The 22,574-nt window shown below is 62.3% G+C and carries 23 protein-coding genes; 12 read left to right on the top strand and 11 right to left on the bottom strand.

The window, feature by feature from the left end:
- Nucleotides 1-119: 119 nt before the first annotated feature.
- From LVW35_RS10930 to LVW35_RS10915, 4 genes are all read left to right on the top strand, one after another.
- Nucleotides 120-419: a hypothetical protein gene (locus LVW35_RS10930; RefSeq protein WP_233895448.1), complete on the top strand. Its 300-nt coding sequence runs from the start codon at nucleotides 120-122 to the stop codon at nucleotides 417-419.
- A gap of 94 nt (nucleotides 420-513) precedes the next feature.
- Nucleotides 514-1,407 (top strand): glyoxalase, encoded by an 894-nt coding sequence (locus LVW35_RS10925; RefSeq protein ID WP_233895447.1) that lies wholly within the window; start codon nucleotides 514-516, stop codon nucleotides 1,405-1,407.
- Nucleotides 1,404-2,795, top strand: coding sequence for an alginate export family protein (locus tag LVW35_RS10920; RefSeq protein ID WP_233895446.1), 1,392 nt, complete (start codon nucleotides 1,404-1,406; stop codon nucleotides 2,793-2,795). Before LVW35_RS10925 ends, LVW35_RS10920 begins: the two co-directional genes overlap by 4 nt.
- Before the next feature lie 91 nt (nucleotides 2,796-2,886).
- The gene (locus LVW35_RS10915) at nucleotides 2,887-3,705 is read left to right on the top strand and encodes an alpha/beta fold hydrolase (protein WP_233895445.1); all 819 of its coding nucleotides are present in this window, start codon (nucleotides 2,887-2,889) and stop codon (nucleotides 3,703-3,705) included.
- 54 nt (nucleotides 3,706-3,759) lie between these two features.
- Here the strand turns inward: LVW35_RS10915 and LVW35_RS10910 are convergent, their stop codons facing one another.
- Nucleotides 3,760-4,146, bottom strand: a complete 387-nt coding sequence (locus tag LVW35_RS10910; RefSeq protein ID WP_233895444.1) for a DoxX family protein — start codon at nucleotides 4,144-4,146, stop codon at nucleotides 3,760-3,762.
- Between the two features lie 77 nt (nucleotides 4,147-4,223).
- Nucleotides 4,224-5,099 (bottom strand): LysR family transcriptional regulator, encoded by an 876-nt coding sequence (locus LVW35_RS10905; protein WP_233895443.1) that lies wholly within the window; start codon nucleotides 5,097-5,099, stop codon nucleotides 4,224-4,226.
- A 112-nt stretch (nucleotides 5,100-5,211) separates the two neighbouring features.
- Here LVW35_RS10905 and LVW35_RS10900 point away from each other — a divergent pair, with 112 nt between their 5' ends.
- The gene (locus LVW35_RS10900) at nucleotides 5,212-6,444 is read left to right on the top strand and encodes a YbfB/YjiJ family MFS transporter (RefSeq protein WP_233895442.1); all 1,233 of its coding nucleotides are present in this window, start codon (nucleotides 5,212-5,214) and stop codon (nucleotides 6,442-6,444) included.
- Complete coding sequence (locus LVW35_RS10895; RefSeq protein WP_233895441.1) at nucleotides 6,441-7,439, top strand: NAD(P)H-quinone oxidoreductase; 999 nt, start codon at nucleotides 6,441-6,443, stop codon at nucleotides 7,437-7,439. The genes LVW35_RS10900 and LVW35_RS10895 overlap by 4 nt, the downstream gene beginning before the upstream one ends.
- A gap of 32 nt (nucleotides 7,440-7,471) precedes the next feature.
- On the opposite strand, the gene LVW35_RS10890 is transcribed toward LVW35_RS10895, so the two are convergent.
- Nucleotides 7,472-8,596: an alkene reductase gene (locus tag LVW35_RS10890; RefSeq protein WP_233895440.1), complete on the bottom strand. Its 1,125-nt coding sequence runs from the start codon at nucleotides 8,594-8,596 to the stop codon at nucleotides 7,472-7,474.
- 79 nt (nucleotides 8,597-8,675) lie between these two features.
- Nucleotides 8,676-9,353 (bottom strand): type 1 glutamine amidotransferase domain-containing protein, encoded by a 678-nt coding sequence (locus tag LVW35_RS10885; RefSeq protein ID WP_233895439.1) that lies wholly within the window; start codon nucleotides 9,351-9,353, stop codon nucleotides 8,676-8,678.
- A gap of 160 nt (nucleotides 9,354-9,513) precedes the next feature.
- On the opposite strand from LVW35_RS10885, the gene LVW35_RS10880 reads away from it, so the two are divergent.
- The gene (locus tag LVW35_RS10880; RefSeq protein WP_233895438.1) at nucleotides 9,514-10,458 is read left to right on the top strand and encodes a GlxA family transcriptional regulator; all 945 of its coding nucleotides are present in this window, start codon (nucleotides 9,514-9,516) and stop codon (nucleotides 10,456-10,458) included.
- Here LVW35_RS10880 and LVW35_RS10875 read toward each other — a convergent pair.
- Entirely contained in the window at nucleotides 10,436-10,942 is a 507-nt protein-coding gene (locus LVW35_RS10875; protein ID WP_233895437.1) for a GNAT family N-acetyltransferase, read from the bottom strand. The genes LVW35_RS10880 and LVW35_RS10875 overlap by 23 nt on opposite strands.
- 179 nt (nucleotides 10,943-11,121) lie before the next feature.
- Between LVW35_RS10875 and LVW35_RS10870 the strand changes: the two genes are divergently transcribed.
- Entirely contained in the window at nucleotides 11,122-11,994 is an 873-nt protein-coding gene (locus LVW35_RS10870) for an undecaprenyl-diphosphate phosphatase (protein ID WP_233895436.1), read from the top strand.
- Here the strand turns inward: LVW35_RS10870 and LVW35_RS10865 are convergent.
- The 5 genes from LVW35_RS10865 to LVW35_RS10845 are packed head-to-tail and all read right to left on the bottom strand — an operon-like array spanning nucleotide 11,991 to nucleotide 16,468.
- Entirely contained in the window at nucleotides 11,991-12,953 is a 963-nt protein-coding gene (locus tag LVW35_RS10865; protein ID WP_233895435.1) for a Dyp-type peroxidase, read from the bottom strand. The genes LVW35_RS10870 and LVW35_RS10865 overlap by 4 nt on opposite strands.
- 50 nt (nucleotides 12,954-13,003) lie before the next feature.
- Nucleotides 13,004-13,822, bottom strand: a complete 819-nt coding sequence (locus tag LVW35_RS10860; protein WP_233895433.1) for a sugar phosphate isomerase/epimerase family protein — start codon at nucleotides 13,820-13,822, stop codon at nucleotides 13,004-13,006.
- Nucleotide 13,823: 1 nt separating this feature from the next.
- Entirely contained in the window at nucleotides 13,824-15,023 is a 1,200-nt protein-coding gene (locus LVW35_RS10855) for an NAD(P)/FAD-dependent oxidoreductase (protein WP_233895431.1), read from the bottom strand.
- Between the two features lie 2 nt (nucleotides 15,024-15,025).
- Nucleotides 15,026-15,346, bottom strand: coding sequence for a MocE family 2Fe-2S type ferredoxin (locus LVW35_RS10850; protein ID WP_233895429.1), 321 nt, complete (start codon nucleotides 15,344-15,346; stop codon nucleotides 15,026-15,028).
- 27 nt (nucleotides 15,347-15,373) lie between these two features.
- Entirely contained in the window at nucleotides 15,374-16,468 is a 1,095-nt protein-coding gene (locus tag LVW35_RS10845; RefSeq protein ID WP_233895427.1) for a fatty acid desaturase family protein, read from the bottom strand.
- A gap of 162 nt (nucleotides 16,469-16,630) precedes the next feature.
- On the opposite strand from LVW35_RS10845, the gene LVW35_RS10840 reads away from it, so the two are divergent.
- Entirely contained in the window at nucleotides 16,631-17,680 is a 1,050-nt protein-coding gene (locus LVW35_RS10840) for a LacI family DNA-binding transcriptional regulator (protein WP_233895425.1), read from the top strand.
- Between the two features lie 10 nt (nucleotides 17,681-17,690).
- On the opposite strand, the gene LVW35_RS10835 is transcribed toward LVW35_RS10840, so the two are convergent.
- Nucleotides 17,691-19,655, bottom strand: coding sequence for a sigma-54 interaction domain-containing protein (locus tag LVW35_RS10835; protein WP_233895423.1), 1,965 nt, complete (start codon nucleotides 19,653-19,655; stop codon nucleotides 17,691-17,693).
- A gap of 184 nt (nucleotides 19,656-19,839) precedes the next feature.
- On the opposite strand from LVW35_RS10835, the gene LVW35_RS10830 reads away from it, so the two are divergent.
- From LVW35_RS10830 to LVW35_RS10820, 3 genes are read left to right on the top strand one after another with little or no spacing between them, the layout of a single operon-like run.
- Entirely contained in the window at nucleotides 19,840-20,844 is a 1,005-nt protein-coding gene (locus LVW35_RS10830; protein ID WP_233895421.1) for a Gfo/Idh/MocA family oxidoreductase, read from the top strand.
- Nucleotides 20,841-21,620: a TIM barrel protein gene (locus LVW35_RS10825; RefSeq protein WP_233895419.1), complete on the top strand. Its 780-nt coding sequence runs from the start codon at nucleotides 20,841-20,843 to the stop codon at nucleotides 21,618-21,620. Before LVW35_RS10830 ends, LVW35_RS10825 begins: the two co-directional genes overlap by 4 nt.
- A gap of 18 nt (nucleotides 21,621-21,638) precedes the next feature.
- Nucleotides 21,639-22,565 carry a sugar ABC transporter substrate-binding protein gene (locus LVW35_RS10820; RefSeq protein WP_233895417.1) on the top strand — a complete coding sequence of 309 codons (927 nt, stop codon included), beginning with the start codon at nucleotides 21,639-21,641 and terminating at the stop codon, nucleotides 22,563-22,565.
- Nucleotides 22,566-22,574: the final 9 nt, after the last annotated feature.

The following is a 22,574-nucleotide window of genomic DNA, read 5'->3' as shown; positions in this document are numbered from 1 at the left end:
CAGTTTATGAACCTGATGTTACGGTGATAGCAAAAAAAACATCACGGTGATGAGACGCACGCTGCACTAGACTTGCACGCCATGACGGGCCGCTCCAGGGCCCCGCCAGGAGGCCACTGATGAAACGTTTACCGACCCTCACCGCGTTGTTGCTCAGTGCTACCTTGCCCTGGCTGGCCCACGCCAGCGGCTGCCCCGAAGTCACGGTGGATGGCTACAAGGCACCCGACTATGGCTGCCTGAGCCAACAGATGGGCAATGACACGAACGCGGCCAAGGCGGCGAAGAAGAACCGTGAGGCGCAGAACATTTCCATCGAGAAAAGGCTGCCCAATACCCTGGGTCTGTCGACGCCCGCGGCGACCGGCGTGCGCATGGGCAATACCTTCGGTACATCGGTAAAACCGCAGCGACCTTGAAACGCTCAACCAAGCACGTGCATACAATCGGCCCCACGGCCCTGCCCCTAAGATCGTGACTTTCGATCACGCTTAAAAGTGCTGGAGAGTGGGCATGTGTAAACGAGTGAAGGTTTCCCTGGCACTGACATTGCTGGCCGCGCAGATAATGGGCAGTGCCTTTGCGGCAACACCTGCGGTGGCCGTGGCGCCACAGTACGACACCAGCCACGTGTATGTGGCACCGGCAGATGTCGACCGGTTTGCCCAGAGTTTCCTGGCTACCTTCGGCGGCAAAAGCACAGACCAAGTGGTGGTGAATGTACTGCCGGTGCCAAGCAGCACCACCTCGCAATTGCTGCAGACTCCGGCGGGCACGGTGTCATTGTTTGGTTTCACCACGCCGATCCCGTACCCCTTCGGCCTGGAGCGCAACGGCTACCTGGTCAAGGACATGGACGCCGCCCTCAAGGCCGCCCGCGAAAACGGCGCGGCGGTGATCGTCAGCGACTTTCCCGACCCGATCGGACGTGACGCGGTGGTGCAATGGCCAGGCGGCGTGAACATGCAGCTCTACTGGCACACCAAGACCCCGGAGTACGCAGCGTTCCAGACCGTACCGGAAAACCGCGTGTACCTCAGCCCCGACCGGGCCGAGGCTTTCATCAAAGCGTTCCTCGGTTTCTCCCACGGCAAAGTCCTGGTCGATGACAAACAGGCCCATGGTGTAGATATCGGTCAACCCAACGGTCACTATCGTCGTGTCGAAATCGAGTCGCCGTTCGGACGCATGGCGGTGTTGGTCACCAACGGCCAACTGCCCTACCCGTTCGGCCATGAGACCACCGGCTATCAAGTGGAGGACCTGAAGGCCACTCTGGGCAAGGCCACCGGCTCTGGCGCCACAGTGCTGGTGCCCGCGTTCGACAGCAAAGGCCGTCGCAGTGCGTTGGTCGAATTCCCAGGCGGCTACGTCGCGGAGATCCATCAACTCATCGCAGTAAAATGACCCGTCGCACAGGCTGGGGCCTGGCCGTGCTGTGGCCGCTGCTCGCCGGCAGCGTCCACGCCGACGAGCAAGCAACGCGTCCGGCCATCAAGGCCAACCGCTGGCAGGAAGATTGGTCGGTGCTGCAGGACCCGGCGCTGCGCACGCAGCCGCTGGACAGCTTGAAGTACATCCCGTTGTCGAGTGCCGACCCGTTGACCTATCTGTCCCTGGGCGCAACGCTGCGCGAACGTTTCGAAATGAACGACGCCAGCGGCTTCGGTGTACGCAACGTGAAACGTGACCGCTACCTGATCCAGCGCTTTCAGGTGCATGCCGACCTGCACCTGAACGAAAACTGGCGGGTATTCACCCAACTCGAAGATGTGCGTGCCTACGATAAAACCACGATTGGCGGCGCCGACCAGAACCGCGTTGACCTGCGACTGGCCTTTGCCGAATACGTGAATACCTTCAGCAGCGGTACACTCAAGACCCGTGTCGGACGTCAGGATTTCGCCTTCGACCTGCAACGCTTCATCTCATCGCGGGACGGGCCGAATGTGCGGCAATCCTTCGATGCGCTGTGGGCCGACTGGGAGACATCCAACTGGCGTTTCATCGGGATTGCCAGCCAGCCGGTGCAGTATCAGGACGGTCGGCACTTCGACGACAAATCCAACAGCGACGCGCGTTTCCATATGGTCCGCGTGGAGCGGCTGGTGGGCGGCAAAAACGAGTTGTCGGCCTACTACGGCGTGTATGAGCGCAGCGCGGCGCATTACCTGGACGCGGACGGCGACGAAACCCGACACTTGTTCGACGCACGCCTGGGCGGCGCGGCCATGGGCTTTGACTGGGACATCGAAGCGATGCTGCAAAGCGGTTCGGTCGGCAGCAAGGACATCCGCGCCTGGGCCGGGGGCAGCCGCACCGGCTACACCTTCGACAGCCTGGCCTGGAAACCGCGCGTGGGCCTGCAACTGGACATCGCCTCCGGCGACCGTAAAACCGGGGATGGTACCGTCGGTACGTTCAACCCGCTGTTCCCCAACGGGTACTACTTTTCCCTGGCGGGCTATACCGGCTACAGCAACCTGATTCACGTCAAGCCGTCAATCACAGTCAAACCGATCGACAAGCTCAGCGTGCAAACCGCCATCGGCCTGCTCTGGCGTCAAACCACCAGTGACGCGGTGTACACCCAGCCTAATCTGCCGGTCGCCGGCACCGCCGGCAGGGGTGATCGCTGGACCGGCGCCTATGCGCAACTGCGCACCGATTATGTGTTCAGCCCCAACCTCACCGGCGCCGTCGAAGCTGTCCATTACGATGTAGGTCAGACCCTGCGTGATGCTGGCGGCGATGACAGTAACTACCTGGGCGTCGAGCTTAAATTCAGCTGGTAGAGCGAACCCAGCACACCCGTACAAGCCCGGCGTACGCCTTACACCAAATAGTGAAGGTACGCCTTTTTTCACCTGACCCAAGGAGTTTTCCATGAGCACATTCGTTGCCAAAGACGGTACCCAGATCTACTTCAAGGACTGGGGCAGCGGTAAACCTGTGTTGTTCAGCCATGGCTGGCCGCTGGATGCCGACATGTGGGAATACCAGATGGAATACCTGAGCAGCCGTGGCTTTCGCACCATCGCGTTCGACCGCCGTGGCTTCGGACGTTCGGACCAGCCGTGGACAGGCAACGACTACGACACCTTCGCCGATGATATCGCCCAGTTGATCGAGCACCTGGACCTCAAGGACGTGACCCTGGTGGGCTTTTCCATGGGCGGCGGCGACGTCGCGCGCTACATCGCACGCCATGGCAGCGCGCGCGTGGCCGGCCTGGTGTTGCTGGGCGCGGTGACGCCGCTGTTCGGCCAGAAACCGGACTACCCGCAAGGTGTGCCCACCGAAGTTTTCGATGGCATCAAGGCAGGCCTGCTGAAAGACCGCGCGCAATTCATCAGCGATTTCAACGCCCCGTTCTACGGCACCAACAAAGGCCAGGTAGTCTCCGAAGGCGTGCTGACCCAGACCTTGCAAGTGGCGCTGCTGGCCTCGCTCAAGTCGACAGTGGATTGCGTCACTGTGTTCTCCGAAACCGACTTCCGCCCAGACATGACCAAGATCGATGTGCCGACCCTGGTCATCCATGGTGACGGCGACCAGATCGTTCCGTTCGAGACCACCGGCAAAGTGGCCGCCGCCTCGATCAAGGGTGCCGAGTTGAAAGTCTACAAGGACGCCCCCCACGGGTTTGCCGTGACCCATGCGCAGCAGTTGAATGAAGACCTGCTGGCGTTCCTGAACCGCTGAAACACCTGAACCACCCTCTCCTTATTTGGCCGGGCTTGCCCGGCCTTTTTTTGCTCAAGGAAAACGCTGGCTCAGGACCAGTCGCCCCGGCCCGGCGATCAACACGCTGGTGAAAATAATCAGCAGTAACCAGCCGAACTGCCCTTCGAGCAGCGTCCATTCCGGGTGCACCACCAGCATCGCGATCAACAGTACCGCCAGGATCGGCAAGCACGCCAAGCGCACGAACACCCCGGTGATGATCAGCAGCGGGCACAGCACTTCGGCGAAGATTGCCAGCAGCAGCGTGATCGACGCGCCCAGATGGAAGGGGTCTTCGATCAGCTTCAATTGTTCGCTGTAGTTGAGCAATTTGGGCAAGCCATGTACCCACAGCAGGAACAATGCCCCACTGACCCGCAGAAACAACAGTCCCAGGTCCTGACGTTTTGATTCGTTCATACGTGCTCTCGGTTGGTTGACACAAAGGCCCATTGTGTCGATCAAGGCACACCCACGCTTGCAAGCCTGTGCTGAACTCAGTCCCCAGTGCCGGCAAAGGCCGCGACGATCTCATCGATCACCACCCGCACCCGTGCGGTATGGCGCAGGTCGGCGTGGGTCACCAGCCACACGTCGTACGGCAGCGGCCGGGTGCGCTCGGGCCAGAGGCGCACCAGGCCGTCACGTTCGCCGGTGTACACCGGAATCTCGCCGATGCCGATGCCGGCGGCAATGGAGCGACGCACCAGCAGGCTGGAACTCAAGGCCGCGACAATGCGCCCGCGTCCCAGGGGTTCAGAAACCAGGGTCAGGTCTTTCTGGGTTTGCAGGTAGGGCTGGTACACCACCAGGTCGTGGCCTTCGAACAGGCTACCCGGCGCAGGCAAGCCGTGGCGGTCGATGTAGCCTTGCGATGCGAACAGCCCGACCGGCCAACGGGCAATGCGCCGGGCGATCAGGTCGGGGTTGTCGGGGCGGGTATTGCGCACGGCAATGTCAGCCTCGCGCTTGGCCAGGCTGAGGATCTGGGTGGAGGCATCCAGTTGCACGCGTACGTCGGCGTGTTTGCGATGTAGGCAAGCGATGGCCGGGATCAAAAAGTCGATGGCCAGAGAGTCGGTGGTACTGACGCGCACGGTGCCGGTCAGGCGGGCATCCAGGCCCTGGATCTGACGCTCCAGGTCGAGGGCCGAACGCTCCATTTTTTCCACCGAAAGCAAGGCAGCCTCGCCCACTGCCGTCAGCGCATAGCCCTCGGACGTGCGCAGGAACAAGGTGGCGCTCAAGGACTTCTCCAGGGCGTTGATCCGTCGACCCACCGTGGCCTGATCCACACCCAGTATCCGTGCGGCGCCGCGCAGCGTTGATTCGCGGCAGACTGCCAGAAAGACCCGGGCATCATCCCAATTCATGCCTGCCCCCATTGCTGCATATATGCATCAGTGCGCCGTGTAATCGCAGCATTATTGCATCAATAAACCTGGATATGCTGGGCGCCAGAGAAAAATACCCAGGACTGCCATCATGCTCGACACTCACGCATCACTGCGCCGCTCAATCTGGCTTCCCATCTTCGCCGGCCTGTGCGCCAGCCTGGTCAGCATCGGCCTGGCACGCTTCGCCTATACACCGCTGATTCCAACGCTGATCCAGGCTCAGTGGTTTTCGGCGAATGACGTGGTCTACCTCGGTGCCGCGAACCTGGTGGGCTACCTGATCGGTGCGCTGATCGGCCGACCCATCGCCCAGCGCACCTCCAACAAAACCGCCCTGCGCATCATGATGGTGGCGGTGACACTGGCGTTCTTTGCCTGCGGGTTCCCGCTGTCGGTGGTGTGGTTCTTCGCCTGGCGCCTGCTGTCCGGAATTGCCGGTGGCGCAATCATGGTGCTGGTGGCCGCCACCGTACTGCCGCATGTTCCGGCGGCACGACGCGGCCTGGCCAGTGGTGCAATATTCCTGGGGATTGGCCTGGGCATTGCCGGCTCCGGCACGCTCGTACCCCCGCTGTTGAGCCTGGGTCTGCAACAGACCTGGTTTGGCCTCGGCCTGTTGGCGCTGGTCCTGACGGCGGCCAGTTGGTTCGCCTGGCCCGCTGGCACGCAGCATGAAGCATTGGCACCCTCGGACACCTCGGCACGGATGCCTTCCGGCGTTTACCTGTTGTTCGCTCAATACGCCTTCATGGCCGCGGGCCTGGTGCCGGCGATGGTGTTCCTGGTGGATTACGTGGCCCGCGGGCTGGGCGACGGTGCGCATATCGGTGCAATGATCTGGGTGATGTACGGCCTGGGGGCGATTGTGGGCCCGGTCACCTATGGTTTCCTCGCCGACAAACTCGGAGCACGCTGGAGCATCCGCGTGGTGCTGGCGGTGCAGGCGCTTGCAATCGGCCTGTTGCCGTTTTCCGGTTCATTTACCGCCCTGGCGGTGCTTGCCGTGATCCTCGGCTCCTTCCCACCGGGCATCGTGCCGCTGGCACTGGCGCGGGTGCATGAACTGCTGCCCAACCATCATCAGCAACAGGTGGCATGGAGCCGCGCCACCGTGTCCTTTGCGACGTTCCAGGCACTGTCCGGATTTGCCTACTCGGCGCTGTTCAACAGCAGCGGCGGCCAGCACGCGCTGCTGTTCATGATCGCCGCAGGCGCCATCGTGGTCGCACTGGCCCTGGAACTGGGCATGATTATGCTGAACCGTCGACCGCTCGACACGGTCCCAACCCATACGCTCATCGCTGCAGGTAATCTGAAATGACGCTTCCTCAAGAAATGACCCTGATCGAAATCACCACCCCAGGCGGGCCTGAAGTGCTGCAACCACGCCGGGCCGATGTGCCGGTCGCAGGTCCCGGCGAGATCCTGATCCGCGTGCATGCCGCCGGGGTCAACCGCCCTGACGCCCTGCAGCGCGCCGGCAAGTACCCGATGAAACCCGGCATGAGCCCGATTCCAGGATTGGAAGTGGCCGGTGAAGTCGTCGCCCTGGGCGATGGCGTGAGCGAGTACGCGGTCGGCGACAAGGTCTGCGCGCTGACCAATGGCGGCGGCTACGCGCAATTTTGCGCCGTACCGGCCACCCAGGCCCTGCCGGTCCCGGAGGGCATGGACTGGATTCAAGCGGCGGCCGTGCCAGAGACTTTCTTTACCGTGTGGGCCAACCTGTTCGGCCTCGGTGGCGCGCACAAAGGTCAGCGCGTGCTGATCCACGGCGGCACCAGTGGCATCGGCACCACCGCCTTGATGCTATGTCGCGAGTTCGGCATCCAGGCTTTCGCCACCGCCGGCAGCGCCTACAAATGTGCTGCGATTGCCAAGCTGGGCGCCGAGCCGATCAATTATCGCGAGCAGGACTTTGCCGAGGTCATTGCCAAGAGGACCGGTGATGAAGGCATGAACGTGATCCTCGACATCATGGGCGCCTCCTACCTGAACCACAACATCAAGTCCCTGGCCATGGACGGTCACTTGGTGATGCTGGGCTTCCTCGGGGGCGGCAAGGCGAACGATGTCGATCTGCTGAGCATCCTTGCTAAACGCGCGGTGGTCACCGGCTCACTGTTGCGCGCACGCACCAAGGATGAAAAGGCCGCGATTGCCGAACAGCTACGCGAATACGTGTGGCCGGTGCTGGCCGCCGGGCGGTGCCTGCCGATGATCGACAAAGTGTACGAATACACCGACGCCGCCCAGGCCCATGCGCGGATGGAGGGTGGTGATCATATTGGCAAGATCGTATTGCGAGTCGAATAGACAGGCCCGCCGGCGCCTACAGGCGGTGGGGCTCAGTCTGAGTAGGCGGGGTAGTCGATATAGCCCGCTGCACCACCGCCGTACATCCCGTCCACCCGCAACGGATTCAACGGCCAGCCATTGAAAATGCGCTGCGGCAGGTCCGGGTTGGCAATGAACGGCCGCCCGAACGCAATCAAATCCGCCAGTCCCGCGTTGACCAGAGCAGCACCGCGCTCAGCGGTGTAGCGGCCCGCATAGATGATCCGTCCACTGAAGGTGTCGCGCGCCGCGCGACGGAATGATTCGGGCAACACCGGGGCGTTGTCCCAGTCGGCTTCGGCGATGGAGACGTAGGCGATGCCCGACGCTTCCAGCACCTTGATCGCTTCGAGGTAGGTGTGGTGCGGGTCGTCTTCCACCAGGCCGATGTACACGCGGTCCTGATCGGTGCCGCTGAACAACGGCGAGAAGCGCACCCCCAGGCGTTCCGGCCCGACCACGGCACTCACCGCCTCAACAATCTCGCGCAGGAAACGCAAGCGGTTTTCCAACGAGCCACCGTATTCATCGTCGCGCTGATTGGCATGCGCCGAGATGAACTGGTTCACCAGGTAGCCATTGGCCGAATGGATTTCCACCCCATCAAACCCCGCATCCAGCGCATTGCGTGCCGCTTGGGCGTATCGCCCGACCAATTCCTTGACCTCCTGCGTGGCCAACGCACGTGGCACCGGCGGCTGCTTCAACTCACCCTCCCCCGGCGCCGTTTCGATGAAGGCTTTGGCTTGCAGAGCCGGCAGCGCAGACGGTGCAACCGGTGCCGCGCCGTCGGGCTGCAATGCGTTATGGGACACCCGGCCCACATGCCACAACTGGGCGAAGATCACCCCACCCTCGGCATGCACCGCGTCGGTGACCTTGCGCCAGCCATCGATCTGCGCCGGGGTGTAAATACCCGGCGTCCAGGCATAGCCCTGGCCACGCGGCTCAATCTGCGTGCCCTCGCTGACCATGAAACCGGCACTGGCACGCTGGCGGTAATACTCGGCCATCAACTCGGTCGCGATATCACCCGGTTGGGCGCTGCGCTGACGCGTCAACGGCGGCAAGACAATACGGTTGTTCAGTGTATGGTGGCCCAGCTTTACGGGGGTACTTAAAACATCGTGAGTCATTTAAAGATTTCCAAATTCTGGACACGCTAAAGCATTGGCGACTTCTACAAGTCGCCAATGCACGAAGCGGTTTATTGAATTAAGCGGTGAGTTTCAGCAAGGCTTTAGCGACGTCACTGGAACTGCCAGGGTTTTGCCCGGTGATCAACAGGCCATCTGTGATGACAAAGGATTGCCAGTCAGCGCCTTTCTCATAAAGACCGCCCAACTTCTTGAATTCATCTTCCACCAGGAACGGCACCACATCAGTCAACTCCACCGCCGCCTCTTCCGAGTTGGAGAACCCGGTGACGCGACGACCCTTGACCAACGGGTCGCCATTGACCGCCTTGACATGACGCAAGGCGCCCGGTGCGTGGCAGACAAACCCGATCGGCTTGCCAGCTCGCTCAAAGGACTCGATCAGGGCAATCGACACCGGCGACTCCGCCAGGTCCCACAGCGGGCCGTGGCCGCCCGGGTAGAACACGGTATCGAAATCGTCGGCGTTGACCGAGTCCAGTTTCAGCGTGGTGGCCAGGGCCAGCTGGGCAGCCGGGTCGGCAGCGAAGCGATGGGTCTGCTCGGTCTGGAAGTCCGGCTGGTCGCTCACCGGGTCCAGCGGCGGCTGGCCACCGGCCGGTGAAGCCAGCACGATCTCGGCGCCGGCGTCCTTGAACGCGTAATAGGGTGCGGCAAACTCTTCGAGCCAGAAGCCGGTCTTGCGGCCGGTGTTGCCCAACTGATCGTGAGAGGTCAATACCATCAAAACTTTCATTGTCGAGTGCCTCGGGATGACTGTGGGTTGAAGCTTAGAAGCCTGGACCTCGCCTCACAACGTCATATCCGCAAGGATTTCGGACATGACCCGATGGCAGTTGCCGTTTCCCCACCAGCCGCCGACAATCCCCGCTCCCCTGCCACCCTGGAGAAACACGATGCACAGCGTTGCGCTACTGGTTTACCCGAATTTCGAATGCCTGAGCCTCAGCGTGGGCTCGGTGTTTGAATGTGCGAACCTGTTGCGGGGCGAGCCGGCCTATGAATTTCACCTGGTGTCGGAAAGCGGCGGCGCAGTGATGGCCTCGCAAGGGTTCTCGGTGAACACCACCCCTATTCGGGCCGAAGGCTACGACACGCTAATCGTCAGCGGCTATATGGAATTCCGCCTGCCGGAGGCCAACCTGCTGGAACGGGTCAAGGCCGCCTCCGCTCAGTCGCGGCGCGTCGCCTCGTTGTGCATGGGCATCTTTGTGCTGGCCGAAGCGGGTTTGCTGGAGGGCAAGCGCACCACCACCCACTGGATTCACGCGCCCGCCTTTCGCAAGCGCTACCCGGCTATCCGCCTGGAAGAAGACAAGCTGTTCGTGGTGGACGGCCAGGTGTGGACCGGCGCCGGCATGAGTGCCGGGGTGGACCTGGCACTGGCAATGGTTGAAAACGACCTGGGCAGCGATCTGGCCCGGCGCATTGCACGCAAGCTGGTGATTGCCCAGCGCCGGGGCAGTGAGCAATCACAGCTGTCGGCGCTGTTGGAGCTGGACCCGAAATCGGACCGCGTGCAACTGGCCCTGGCCTACGCCCGCGAGAACCTGACCCACGACTTGTCGGTGGAAGCCCTGGCCGATGTCGCCCGGCTGAGCCCGCGCCAGTTCAGTCGGGTGTTCCGTGAGGAAACCGGCCAGACGCCGGCCAAGGCCGTCGAGTCCCTGCGGGTAGAAGCCGCCCGGGCGCTGATGGAAACCAGTCGCCATCCGGTCGAAGTGGTCGCCCGCGAAACCGGGTTTGGTGATCGCGAGCGCATGCGCCAGGCGTTTTTAAGGGCGTTCGGGCAGCCGCCGCAGGTGATGCAGCAGGCGTTCAATGCAGCGCCGCCCGCGTAATCAGGTAACTCACCAACTGCGGGTCATCGTCGAGCTCAATCGTCTGCACCGGGCGCGGCAGGTTATCCAGCACCGTGCGCCAGAACGCCTGGGACACTTCGTCCTGATCGTAGAAGCGCACCAGCCAATCCGCCTCGCCGCTGCACAGTACCTGGCTGGCGATGGCGCGCCCGATACCTTTGCGGCGGTAACGCTTGAGGACAAATAAATCGGCCAGCTCCAGGGCGTCGATGCCCGGTAGCTCGCTGCCTTCGATCAACAGGAAACCCGCGATATAGCCATCGACCAACAGCAGGTTGGCGCTCCATTGCGGGTCCTGCCAGTAACGGGTCAAGTGTTCGTCATGGATATAGAAACGGCCATCAGCCTCGACATCTTCCTGTTCCCAGTCCGATGATTCATAGGCGTAGTACTGGTAAAGATTGCGGATCAGCTCGGCGTGCTCCGGGCCGGTCTGGATCAATTCGACGGTGACTTCGGGCATGAGACTCTCGGTGAAAAAAAACAGGGCGCCATTGTTCACAAAACCGGTGGACAGGCCAAGAGTGCGGCCAACCTTTCTACTTGCTGAACCGATTGCAAATAGGTGTTGCCTCTGCCGAAACCCTGAAACATTTCGAATAAACTCCGCGAAATTGCCGCTCTCTTTCAAGGACACGTATTTTGACAAACGCCTGTACCGCCGGCCTGGACGTGGGTTTTGCCTCCCTGGATTACCTGCAGATTTTCATCCTGGGCGTGATCCAGGGCATTACCGAGCTGCTACCGGTGTCGTCCACCGCCCATATGCGCGTGGTGCCCGCCCTGCTCGGCTGGCAGGACCCCGGCTCGGCGTTTTCCGCGGCCATGCAATTGGCGGCGCTGGCGGCGGTGGTCAGTTACTTCTGGCGGGATGTGCGCCAGGTGACGACCGGCAGCATCGGTGCGGTGCGCCGGGGTGACTACAACGATCGCTGGTTCAAGCTGGCGGTGGCGATTGTGCTGGCGACCCTCCCCATCGGCATCGCCGGCCTGGCGCTGTCTTCAACCCTGAACGCTTGCAACTCGCCGTTGCGTGGGCTGATGGTGATTGGCATATCCTGCGTGGTCATGGCCGTGCTGCTGGCGGTGGCCGAACTGCGCGCACGCCACACCCGCGAGATGAGTGAGATGCGCCTGCGGGATGCGTTGATCGTGGGTATTGCGCAGATTGGCGCGCTGATTCCGGGGGTTTCGCGTTCCGGCTCCACCCTCACCGCCGCGCTGTTCCTCAACTTCAAGCGTGAGGAAGCCGCGCGATTCTCCTTCCTGCTCGGCTTGCCCGCCATCGCCCTCGCCGGCCTGAAGGAACTGTGGGTACTGCTGCACGCCGATATGCCCGCGCATGCCTGGCCGCATTTGCTGTTCGGCCTGGTGGTCGCGAGCATCTCGGCGTTTTTTGCGATCTGGGGCCTGATGAAGTTTTTGGAGCGGTTCTCCACCTGGCCATTTGTGATCTATCGCGCGTTGCTGGGAATCTTCCTGATTGTGGCGGTCAGCGGCGGGTTGCTGGCTTAAGCCTGTGGCTCACGCTCGGCCAGCTCTTCCAGCAGGTCGGCCGAAGGCACGAAAAACAGGCCACCGGTGACCGCTGTGCTGAAATCGAGCAGGCGGTCATAGTTACCGACCGGACGGCCGACGAACATGTTTTCCAGCATCAACTCCAGAGGCTCCGGCGAGCGCGCATAGCCGATGAAGTAAGTGCCGAACTCGCCGGCACCGGGGCGGCCGAAAGGCATGTTGTCGCGCAGGATCTTCACTTCTTCGCCGTTCCTGTCGGTGATAACCGTCAGCGCACTGTGGGAATTGCTCGGTTTGGTCGCTTCGTCCAATTCGATATCCGACAGCTTGGTACGTCCGATCACCTTTTCCTGGGCCTCCACCGTCAGGCCGTTCCAGGCCGTCATGTTGTGCAGGTACTTTTGCACCAGCACATAGCTTCCACCGCGAAATTCGTTGTCTTCATCACCGACAATGGTGAACCCTTCGGCCTTGCGCCCCACCGGGTTCTCGGTGCCGTCGACAAAGCCGATGATGCTGCGCATGTCGAAATAGCGGAAACCCTGGACCTCATCCACCACCTTCACGCTGTCGCCCAGGGCCGCCATCACGTGGGTGGCCAGTTCGAAGCACAGGTCCATCTGTTCGGCGCGGATATGCAACAGGATATCCCCCGGTGTCGACACGGCCATGCGCCCTTCCACGCCGAATTCGCGAAACGGATGCAGCGCCGCCGGGCGCGGTGCGCCGAACAGCCGGTCCCACGCGTCCGAGCCAAACCCGCAGACGCAGGTCAGATTGCCCGCCGGCACGCGCTTGCCCACCGAACGCACCAGGCCGGCGATGTCCGCGCACCAGCCACGCACCGTGTCTTCACTGCCGGGGGCGACCGTGGCAACCATGAAAATCGCGCTGCGGGTGATGGGATGGCAGACGGACTGCGGCTCAAGAGGTGGCTGAACGGAGGATGGGGTCATGGTGAAAGTCCAGGCTAAAGGGCGAGATTGAACCCGCGCAGATTAGCAGATCATGTTTGACAGCTCTGCCACACCTCACGAATCAGCGCCTGCATCTTCAGCGCTTCGACCCAGCGGTCACTGATCTCACGCCCGTCCGCGCCAGTAATCGCATAGGGCGGCGGGCCCAGTTCGCAGGTGAACGACAGGCTTTGTGGCGTATCTGGCCGGGCCAGCCAGTCTTCGATACCGTAGCGCCACCACTGGGTAAAACGCTCGACCCAGGCTTGATGTTGGGGAAAGTCCAGGGAAACCTGCACCTGTTCACTACTGGCGACGCGGCCGTGCAAGCCCCAGCTGTGACGCAGGATAGTGCGAATCTGTTCGTCATCTTCAGCGGTACCGGGCTCAGGCAGTTCTCGCCCGACGACGTAGTGGGACAGGTCGGCCAACAGTTTCAGATCGGGCATCTGTGCCAGCAGGTCGAGGGTGAACAGCAGGTCGTTGGTAAGCCGATAACGATGAGTTTCCAGCAACACCGGAAAGTCCACTTGCTCGGCCAGGCGTTGCCAACCTTCGACCAATCGACCCGCTTCGCCTTGAGTACGCGGACGCATGTCGGCTTGCAGGGTGAGGTGGTGGCAGCCATAGCGGCTGATCACATCCAGCGCAGCGGCCAGGTCATCCACGGTTTGCGGAAACAACTGGCCCTCGATCTGTAAGCCTCGGGCGGTAGCGGCGGCATGCAGGCGCTCGACGGCGACGGGTTTGAAATAATGATCGGTAATGCCATCAAAACCGGCGGCCTTGATGCGGTCGAGTTGGGCTTCCAGAGGGCCGGGTTCGGTTTGCATCGCCCACAGTGATTGGAACACTAGAAATTGGCGCATATCAGCCTCGCAGCAGGTGTTTGAGAGACAGCTCGGGGTCGGCCAGGCTGGCGGTGTCGAGGGGTATTCGTGCGCTGATCAGACGCTCGCAGAGCTTCATGTCCTTGGCCACGCTGTTGCCCGGCGCCCAACCGCAGGCGCCTTGCAAACGCTGCTCGGCATCGAGGTAGAACAGCAGCAGGCCATCGCCCGGTAATGTACGGCGAGTCACTAAAGGCGTGATTACGCCAACAGTCTGCAAGCCCCAATCGAACTGATCGGACCAGAAACCGGGAAGCGCTTCGAACGCCACTTCACGCCCCAGCAGGTTCAATGCTGCATGCCGCCCCTGGGCCTCGGCATTGCGCCAGGTCTCTTGACGCTGATAGAGACCGTCGAGGCGAAACTCACACACATCACCAGCGGCATAAATGTTCGGCGTGCTGGTGCGCAGGTACGCATCGACACGAACGCCCTGCCCTACCTCCAGCCCTGCTGCCGCCGCCAGTTCGATATTGGGTTGCATACCGATGCCGACCACGATCAGGTCGCAGGACAGTCGCTGCCCATCCAACAACAGCACGGTGTCGGCCTGGATGGATTCCAAGGCAACATTCAAACGAACGTCGACCCCGTTGCGGTGATGCAAATCCAGCAACGCCTGAGAGATAACCGCCGGTAGCACACGGCCCGCCAGGCGCGGCCCGGCTTCCAGCACCGTCACCGCACAGCCCAGGCCGCGCGCAGTCGCCGCTACCTCCAGGCCGATAAAACCACCGCCAACCACCACCAGCCGTGTGCCGGGACGTAAAGCACTGCGCAACGCCAGCGCTTCGTCATGGGTACGCAGGTAAAGCACATTGGGGTGCTCCTGGGGCAATCGCCGCGCCCTGCCACCAGTGGCCAACAGCAGACCGGCGTAGGGCAACCATTGGCCGTCGGCAAGTTGCAGGCGATGTTGCCGCGGCTCCAACCGAGTCACCGGGTTGCCCGCAATGTGCTCAATGCCCAGTTCGACCAGCCTCGCGTTGTCACACAAGCTGTATCCGGCCAAATCCACCGCGCCCTGCAACAGGCCTTTGGACAGGGGCGGCCGTTCGTAGGGCAAGTGCGGTTCGTCGCCGATCAGAATCAGCCGGCCGGTATAACCTTCTTCGCGCAAGGTCAGCGCCGCCCGGCCACCGGCATGACCGGCGCCGACGATAATCAACGGAGCGTTCATCATCAGGCCGTGACGGCGAGCAACACCCGCCCCGCTTCGACCCGCACCGGATAGGTCTTGAGGTTGACGCACACCGGTGCGCCGAGGGCCTTGCCGGTGCGGTAATCGAAGCGCCCGTTGTGCTTGGGGCACTCGATCACGTGGTCCATCACCAGGCCGTCGGCCAGGTGGATTTTCTCGTGGGTGCACAGGCCGGCGGTGGCGAAGAATTCATTCTCGGCCGAGCGGTACAGCGCGTAGGTGTGCGGGCCGTGGTCGAAGCGCAGCACGTCTTCTTCGTCGATGTCGCCCACGGCGCAGACGTCGATCCATTGATCGCTCATGGTGTTTTCTCTTGTTCTAGGGGGAATTCAGCCAGCAGCCGTTTCTGCATGCACCGGGGCATGGGGAGCCGGTTCGGCTTTAGTGTGGATCGGGCGCTGGATGAAGTAGGTCGGATCGCTGCGCTGCCTCCAGATCGTCGGCAGGATTTCCTTGTACGCCTCAAAGAGGTTGGCGTACGGCGGCGGGCAGTCGCTGCGGATTTCTTCGTGCAATTGCGCAAGGGCGTGATACGGCACCATCGGGTACATGTGGTGTTCGAGGTGGTAGTTCATGTCCATGTAGATAAAGCGCAGCACGCGGTTCATGTAAATGGTACGGCAGTTGCTGCGATGGTCCAGCACGTCTTCGGCCAGGCCCACATGCTGGGTGAGGCCAAAGAGGTAGCCGAGCCATGCACCGTAGATGCTCGGCAGGCCCACCAACATCAGCGGCAACCAGCTGTGCAGGTACAACGCGGTGCCAATCACCACGGCATAAATGCCGACCCAGATGCGCGCCGCGCGGAACACCTTGGGCCATTCGGATTCGGGAATGAAATCCGCCTCCTGGGCGCTCATCTTGCCGATGGCATGCCGCGCCACGCCGCTGAAGGTTTTCCAGGCCAGGGGCAGGTTGAACAGGCTCAGGAACATCATCAGAAAGCTCGGCGGGCGCGGTTCGACGATCTCCGGATCGCGCCCCACCACAATGGTGTCGGTGTGGTGACGGGCATGGCTCCAGCGCCACACGTGGGGTTCGAAGATGCACATGAAGCTCGCGACCTGATACAGCCCGTCGTTCATCCAGCGGGTCTTGAACGCGGTGCCGTGGCCGGTTTCGTGCCAGCGCGGGTTGGACGCGGTGCCGTAAAGCACACCGTAGGCGAGGAAAAACGGCACACAGGCCCAGGTGCCCCAGAACCAGTAGCCACCAAAACCGGTGGCAAACAGCGCGCTCACCCAGAGGGCGGTGTCGAGCAGGGCTGGGCCGTCGCGGCGCTGCATCAGTTCTTTCATGCGTTTACGCGAGATGGGCGACTGGTACCAACTTGCCGAGACCAGGCCTTTTTCTGCGGCGCGGGCGGCTTCGGGGCCGGTGAGGCTGTAGTCGCGGCGGGTGAGATTAGCGGTGTGTTCAGGCATTGTTATTGTTCTCCGCAAGCAGGTCGTTTCAGGTGCTCTGTGAAACCCACGATAGAGAACGCCTAAATCACCCTCAAGGCCTTGAATCCATTCCCTATCAAGCTATCATCCAGGCCCAGCGGGGCTTGATAGTTTTCTATCAAGACGCTCAAGGGGGCAGTCATGAACAACCATAAACGCCCAACCATTGCCACCGTTGCCGCCCAGGCGGGGCTGAGTGTGGCCACCGTCGACCGGGTATTGAATGCGCGGGCGCCGGTCAATCCCGAGACCGCGGAGCAAGTGTTCCAGGCCGCCGAAGCCGTGGGTTATTTTGCGGCGCGCCTGATCGGCCAGCGCATTCGCGAACGCCGACCGACGTATCGCTTCGGCATCCTGTTGCTGGCCACCGCCCAGGCGTTCTATGCCAGCCTGGCGCAGGCCATCAGCGTCGCCGCCGAGCAACATGCCGGTGCCAACCTGACGTGCCAGTTCGACTACATTGTCGATCGCACGCCCAGCGCCATCGTCGCGCAGATCGAGCAACTGGCCGTGCAATGCGATGGTCTCGCGGTGGTCAGCTTTGCCCATCCGCTGATCAACGCCTGCCTCAAGCAGATCCGCGAAGCCGGCGTGCCGGTGGTCGCCCTGCTTTCGGACATCCACGAACAGGCCGAAGAACCCTACGTCGGCCAGGATAACCACGTGGTCGGCCGCACGATGGGCTGGCTGCTCGCCCGCACCTGCGGCGCACGCAAAGGCAGCGTGGGGATCCTGCTCGGCGGCCACCGTTTCCTCGGGCACCAGGCACGGGTCGAAGGCCTGCACAGCTACCTCACCGAACACGCGCCAGGGCTCAAACCGCTGGAGCCGCTGATCAACCTGGACAACTGCGACATCACCGAAGAAGCCACCCTCGACCTGATCAGCCGCCACAGCGACCTGCGCGGCCTGTGTGTGGTGGGCGGCGGCGGCGACGGCATCATCAGTGCCTTGGCGCAGCTGCCCGAGCGGCCGTCGCTGTGTTGCATCCTGCAGGAGTCGACCGAGCTTTCACGCCAGGCGCTGGGCCAGGGCTTGATCGATGTGGTGATGGACTCGCAGCCGGGGCAGACGGCGACGGCGTTGGTGCGGCTGATGGTGGAGTTGCAGGCTGCAGAGGGGCTCGATCCGGTGCGGCATCGGGTGTATATACCGCCACAGATTGTGACGTCGGAAAATAGGGGTAACTGAGACCCGGTATCTACAAAGGCCTTCGAAAATCCCCGGCAGTCAGCCCAAACCGACTCATCTTGTTGTACAGCCCACCCCGCGACACGTTGAGTTGCCGTGCAGCCAGGCGGATGTTGCCACCGGTACTGTTGAGCGCGGCGATGATGGCGTGCATTTCGTGGCTGCTCAGGTCCTGCGCAAGCGGCGCTTCGTGGGTGCGCAGAGGCGCGCGCTGCCGGCTTTCCAAAGGCAGGTCCACCGGTTCGATCAGTTCTCCCATTGCCAGGTTGGTCGCGCGTTCGATGCTGTTTTCCAACTCGCGCACATTGCCCGGCCAGCCGTAAGCCGTGAGTAGCGCCATCGCCTCCGGCGAAAAGCCCTGTATCGATTTACGCAACGAGTGCGCGCAGCGGGCCAGGAAGTGCCGTGCCAGTAGCGGAATGTCTTCACGGCGCATGCGCAGTGGCGGCACGGTGAGGTTCAGCACGTTGAGGCGGTAGTAGAGGTCTTCGCGAAACGCACCCTCCGCCACCGCTTGGCTGAGGTTGCGGTGGGTGGCGGCGATGATGCGTACGTTCACTTGCCGCGAGTTCTTCGCGCCTACCCGAGTGATTTCGCCTTCCTGCAACACCCGCAGCAGACTGACCTGAGCATCGAAGGACATGTCGCCAATCTCATCGAGAAAGATGGTGCCGCCATCCGCCAGTTCGAATTTGCCCGCCGAGCCGCCACGGGTGGCGCCTGTGAACGCGCCTTCGACGTGGCCGAACAGCTCGCTTTGCACCAGGTCCCGTGGAATCGCGCCGCAGTTGACCGCCACAAACGGGCCGCTACAGCGGTCGCTGCCGTTGTGGATCGCCTGGGCGAACAGCTCCTTGCCGGTGCCGCTCTCGCCAAGAATCAGGGTGGTGGAATCACTGCGACTGGCGATGCGCCCCAGGTGCAGTGCGTCTTGGATCGCCCGCGAATTGCCCTGGATGGTGTCGAAGGTGTAGCTGGCCTGGGTGCCGATGATGCGCCGGGTGATTTCGCGAATGCGCCGGTTCTCCCGCAGTGACACGATCACCCCGCCCTGCTCCAGCGGGCACACCGAGACCAGGCAGGCGAGCTGACTGCGGTCGTGCAGGTGGAAGGTGCAGTCGAGGTCGCGCACGGGTTCGCCAAGGGCGTCACTCAATTCGCTACGACCCAACTGCTGGAACGGCTTCCCGATCAGCTCCAGCCCGACACCAAACAACTGCCGGGCGTAGCGGTTGAGCGCCTTGATGCAGCCGCGTTCGTCCAGCACCACCAGGCCTTCGTTGAGCACTTCGAGGACGGTCTGCTGTTCTTCCAACAGCCCTTGCAGAGCCATCTGCCGCGATACGGCGTCGGCCGCAGCCTGCACCGTGCCGAGAGTATGGAAGTGAAACCAGCCAGGTTCGGCGGTAAGCGTCAGCATGGCCACCGTCTGGCCCTGGGCATTCTTGATCGGCGCGGCGGCGCAGTGCATGCGGCGCTGGCGCAGGCCGATGCCGAAGTTCTCCTCGGCCAGCACGTACACCAGGTGATCCTCGGCCAGCGCCAGGCCGGTGCAGTTGGTGCCTTGCACCGACTCCAGCAGGCGACTGCCCACGGGGGTGATGTCCAGCCCGCAAAAATACAGGGTGGTGCCGTCGGCATCGGTGAGGTTGATATGACCGCGCGGGTTGTAGGCCAGCAAGCCATGCATGACTTGCGCGGCCGCCTCGATCAGTACGCGGTGGGTGGCCTGGGTGGCGGCGAGCGTATCAGCGGCAACGAAGCGGTACGCGTTGTCGGCCGGGTCGATACCGGCCTCGACGCTGCGCCGCCACGAATCCCAGATCACTTGGCGCACGCCTTCCGGGCGTTCGACCTGGCCGGCCAGGCAGTCGCGCCATGCCTGCTCCAGTGTGGCAACCGGGCCCTCATTCAACGCGGCAGGTCCCAGGGCCGTCAGGTAGTCGAGGTCTTGCACGCTGAATGCCATGTTCATTGGGAGTATCCATGTTCATATTTTTGACATGTCAGTATAGGCATGTCATCAGAATGAACACTTTTCGTTTATCAATATTTTTTAAACCTTGTTTATCAATAGCTTATGAGTTGGCACAGCCCTTGCTCCTGTCCCGTTGCCCGCCAGGTCCGTCCTGGGGCCAATAACAACAAGGGGTCATTTCATGAGTACACAGAACATCCGCCTGGGTTTGATCGGTGCTGGTCGCATGGGCAGCTTTCACGGCGTGAGCGCCGCACGGCATATCCCCGGCGCCAGCCTGGCCGCGATTGCCGACCCGACACCAGGCCAGGCCGCTCGCCTCGCCGCTGAGTTGGGCGTGAGCAAGGTCTATACCGACCCGCAGCAATTGCTCGACGACCCGGATATCGACGGCGTACTCATCGCCGCCCCCGCCCGCAGCCACGCCGAGCTGGTGATCAGCGCCGCCCGCGCCGGCAAAGGCATCTTCTGCGAAAAACCCATGGCCATCACCCTCGATGAAGCCGACCGCGCCATCGCTGCTGCGGCCGATGCACGGGTGCCGCTGCAGGTCGGTTTCAACCGGCGGTTCGCCAAGAGCTTTCGCACCGCGCACCTTGACGTTGCCGCAGGCCACATCGGCACCCTGCAGTTGCTGCGCTCGCTGACCCGAGACCCGGCGCTTAACCACCCGGCCAATTCGCCACAATGGGTCATCTTCCTGGAAACCCTGATCCACGACTTCGACACCCTGCGCTATCTCAACCCCGGTGCCGAGGCCGTGCAGGTCCATGTGATGGCTGACGCTTTGATCGCTCCGGAATACAAAAGCAAAGGTTTCCTCGACACCGCCGTGGCCACCATCCGCTTCGACAACGGCGCCATCGCCACCGCCGAGGCCAATTTCCAGGCCGTGTATGGCTACGACGTGCGCGGCGAAGTGTTCGGCAGCGCCGGCATGCTGAGCATGGGCAGCCTCAACGATTCCGATCTGGTGCGCTACCTGGCCCAGGGCATTCAGGCGGACACCCAGCGCATGGACACCGACCTGTTGCGCGACGCCTACATCGCCGAGCTCAACCATTTTGTCGACTGCCTGCGCAGCGGCGCCAAGCCCCTGGCCAGTGGCGAAGATGCACGTGCGGCGCTGGCGATTGCGCGCGCCTGTATCGAGTCGTTCGAAACCGGCAAGGTGGTGGCCGTATGAGCCCGTTCAAGCTGGCCATCAGCGCAGAGATGGTATTTCTCGAACTACCCTTCATCGAGCGCGTGAAGCGTATTCACGCGCTGGGGTTCAGCGCCGAAATCTGGAACTGGACAGACAAGGACATCGCTGCGCTGACCGCCACCGGCGCCGACTTCACCTCCATGACCGGCTACATCAGCGGCACCCTCACCGACCCCGACGGCATCCGTCAGTTACTCGACAGCGCCCGCGAATCCTTGGGGGTAGCCGAACAACTGAATTGCCCCAGCCTCAACTTGCACGGCACCGGCCTGGGTGAAGGCGGCCTGCCCGTGCACCCCGTGAGCCAGACCACCGGCCGCATGTGGCTGAGCGCGTGCAAGACCCTGGAAAAAATCGCCCGTTTGGGTGAAGACGCCGGCCGTGTGTTCCTGCTGGAAAACCTCAATACGGACGTTGATCATCCCGGTACGCCGTTCGCCCGCGCCGACGACACCCTGGCGCTGATCGAGGCCGTGGGCAGCCCGCACCTGAAGATGAATCTGGACCTGTACCACGCGCAGATCGGTGAAGGGAATTTGATCGAACTGATCCAGCGCGCCGGCAGCGCCATCGGTGAGATCCAAGTGGCCGATGTGCCAGGTCGCAAGGAGCCCGGCACCGGTGAAATCCACTACCCGGCCATCGCCAGGGCCTTGCACGCCATGGGCTACAGCGGCGTGGTCGGTCTGGAAGGCTGGGCCAGCGGCGACAGCGAGCTGGCCCTGGAGCGTTTCCGCCAGGCATTCACCCTATAACAATAAAAGGATCCCCTTATGAATCGCTACTCAGTGGTTGCTGCCACGGTGTTGCTGTTGTTCAGCCAATGGACCTTCGCCGCCTATCGCATCGGCGTGAGCATTGCCCGGGTCGACGATAACTTCATGACCTACGTACGCACCGGCCTGGAAGCCGCCGCCAAACAGCAGGACGTGCAGATCCAGTTCGAAGACGCCCAAGGCGACGTGGTGCGCCAACTCAATCAGGTCGAAGGCTTTCTCAACCAGAAAGTCGACGCGGTGATCGTGCTGCCGGTGGACACCGCCGCCACCGCCAACATGACCCGCGCCGCAGTGGCAGCCAAGACACCACTGGTCTACGTCAACCGTCACCCGGACGAACGCACTCTGCCCAAGGGCGTGGTCACCGTGGCCTCCAACGACATCGAAGCCGGGCAATTGCAGATGCGCTACCTGGCGGAAAAACTCGGGGGCAAGGGCAATGTGGCGATCATCATGGGCGACCTCGCGCAGAACGCCACCCATGACCGCACCGAAGGCGTCAAACAGGTGCTCAAGGACTTTCCCGGTATCAAAGTCGTCGAGCAGCAAAGCGCCGAATGGCAACGCAGCAAAGGCATGGACCTGACCAGCAACTGGCTGCTGGCGGGCACGCAGTTCGATGCCATCGTGGCCAATAACGATGAAATGGCGATAGGTGCTGCTATGGCGTTGCAGCAAGCGGGTAAAGCCAAAGGCGATGTGGCAATTGTGGGTATCGATGGCTTGCCCGATGGGTTGGCGGCGATCAAACGGGGGTTGCTGACGGCGTCAGTGTTCCAGGACCCGAAGGCCCAGGCGACCCAGGCGATGCAGGCGGCGGTGCGGATGATCAAGGGTGAGGCGATTGAACCGGAGGTGTGGGTGCCGTTTGAAATGATCAAGCCGGAACAGGTGGCGGTGTTCGAGCAGCGCTACAAATAAACTGGGTGC

Source organism: Pseudomonas sp. HN11 (genome assembly GCF_021390155.1).
GTDB lineage: Bacteria > Pseudomonadota > Gammaproteobacteria > Pseudomonadales > Pseudomonadaceae > Aquipseudomonas.
This window is presented reverse-complemented; position numbering and strand designations above follow the sequence as displayed.

Coding starts and splice junctions, on each gene's coding strand:
- LVW35_RS10930 (WP_233895448.1), top strand. CDS start 120: ATGAAACGTTTACCGACCCTCACCGCGTTGTTGCTCAGTGCTACCTTG.
- LVW35_RS10925 (WP_233895447.1), top strand. CDS start 514: ATGTGTAAACGAGTGAAGGTTTCCCTGGCACTGACATTGCTGGCCGCG.
- LVW35_RS10920 (WP_233895446.1), top strand. CDS start 1,404: ATGACCCGTCGCACAGGCTGGGGCCTGGCCGTGCTGTGGCCGCTGCTC.
- LVW35_RS10915 (WP_233895445.1), top strand. CDS start 2,887: ATGAGCACATTCGTTGCCAAAGACGGTACCCAGATCTACTTCAAGGAC.
- LVW35_RS10910 (WP_233895444.1), bottom strand. CDS start 4,146: ATGAACGAATCAAAACGTCAGGACCTGGGACTGTTGTTTCTGCGGGTC.
- LVW35_RS10905 (WP_233895443.1), bottom strand. CDS start 5,099: ATGAATTGGGATGATGCCCGGGTCTTTCTGGCAGTCTGCCGCGAATCA.
- LVW35_RS10900 (WP_233895442.1), top strand. CDS start 5,212: ATGCTCGACACTCACGCATCACTGCGCCGCTCAATCTGGCTTCCCATC.
- LVW35_RS10895 (WP_233895441.1), top strand. CDS start 6,441: ATGACGCTTCCTCAAGAAATGACCCTGATCGAAATCACCACCCCAGGC.
- LVW35_RS10890 (WP_233895440.1), bottom strand. CDS start 8,596: ATGACTCACGATGTTTTAAGTACCCCCGTAAAGCTGGGCCACCATACA.
- LVW35_RS10885 (WP_233895439.1), bottom strand. CDS start 9,353: ATGAAAGTTTTGATGGTATTGACCTCTCACGATCAGTTGGGCAACACC.
- LVW35_RS10880 (WP_233895438.1), top strand. CDS start 9,514: ATGCACAGCGTTGCGCTACTGGTTTACCCGAATTTCGAATGCCTGAGC.
- LVW35_RS10875 (WP_233895437.1), bottom strand. CDS start 10,942: ATGCCCGAAGTCACCGTCGAATTGATCCAGACCGGCCCGGAGCACGCC.
- LVW35_RS10865 (WP_233895435.1), bottom strand. CDS start 12,953: ATGACCCCATCCTCCGTTCAGCCACCTCTTGAGCCGCAGTCCGTCTGC.
- LVW35_RS10860 (WP_233895433.1), bottom strand. CDS start 13,822: ATGCGCCAATTTCTAGTGTTCCAATCACTGTGGGCGATGCAAACCGAA.
- LVW35_RS10855 (WP_233895431.1), bottom strand. CDS start 15,023: ATGAACGCTCCGTTGATTATCGTCGGCGCCGGTCATGCCGGTGGCCGG.
- LVW35_RS10850 (WP_233895429.1), bottom strand. CDS start 15,346: ATGAGCGATCAATGGATCGACGTCTGCGCCGTGGGCGACATCGACGAA.
- LVW35_RS10845 (WP_233895427.1), bottom strand. CDS start 16,468: ATGCCTGAACACACCGCTAATCTCACCCGCCGCGACTACAGCCTCACC.
- LVW35_RS10840 (WP_233895425.1), top strand. CDS start 16,631: ATGAACAACCATAAACGCCCAACCATTGCCACCGTTGCCGCCCAGGCG.
- LVW35_RS10835 (WP_233895423.1), bottom strand. CDS start 19,655: ATGAACATGGCATTCAGCGTGCAAGACCTCGACTACCTGACGGCCCTG.
- LVW35_RS10830 (WP_233895421.1), top strand. CDS start 19,840: ATGAGTACACAGAACATCCGCCTGGGTTTGATCGGTGCTGGTCGCATG.
- LVW35_RS10825 (WP_233895419.1), top strand. CDS start 20,841: ATGAGCCCGTTCAAGCTGGCCATCAGCGCAGAGATGGTATTTCTCGAA.
- LVW35_RS10820 (WP_233895417.1), top strand. CDS start 21,639: ATGAATCGCTACTCAGTGGTTGCTGCCACGGTGTTGCTGTTGTTCAGC.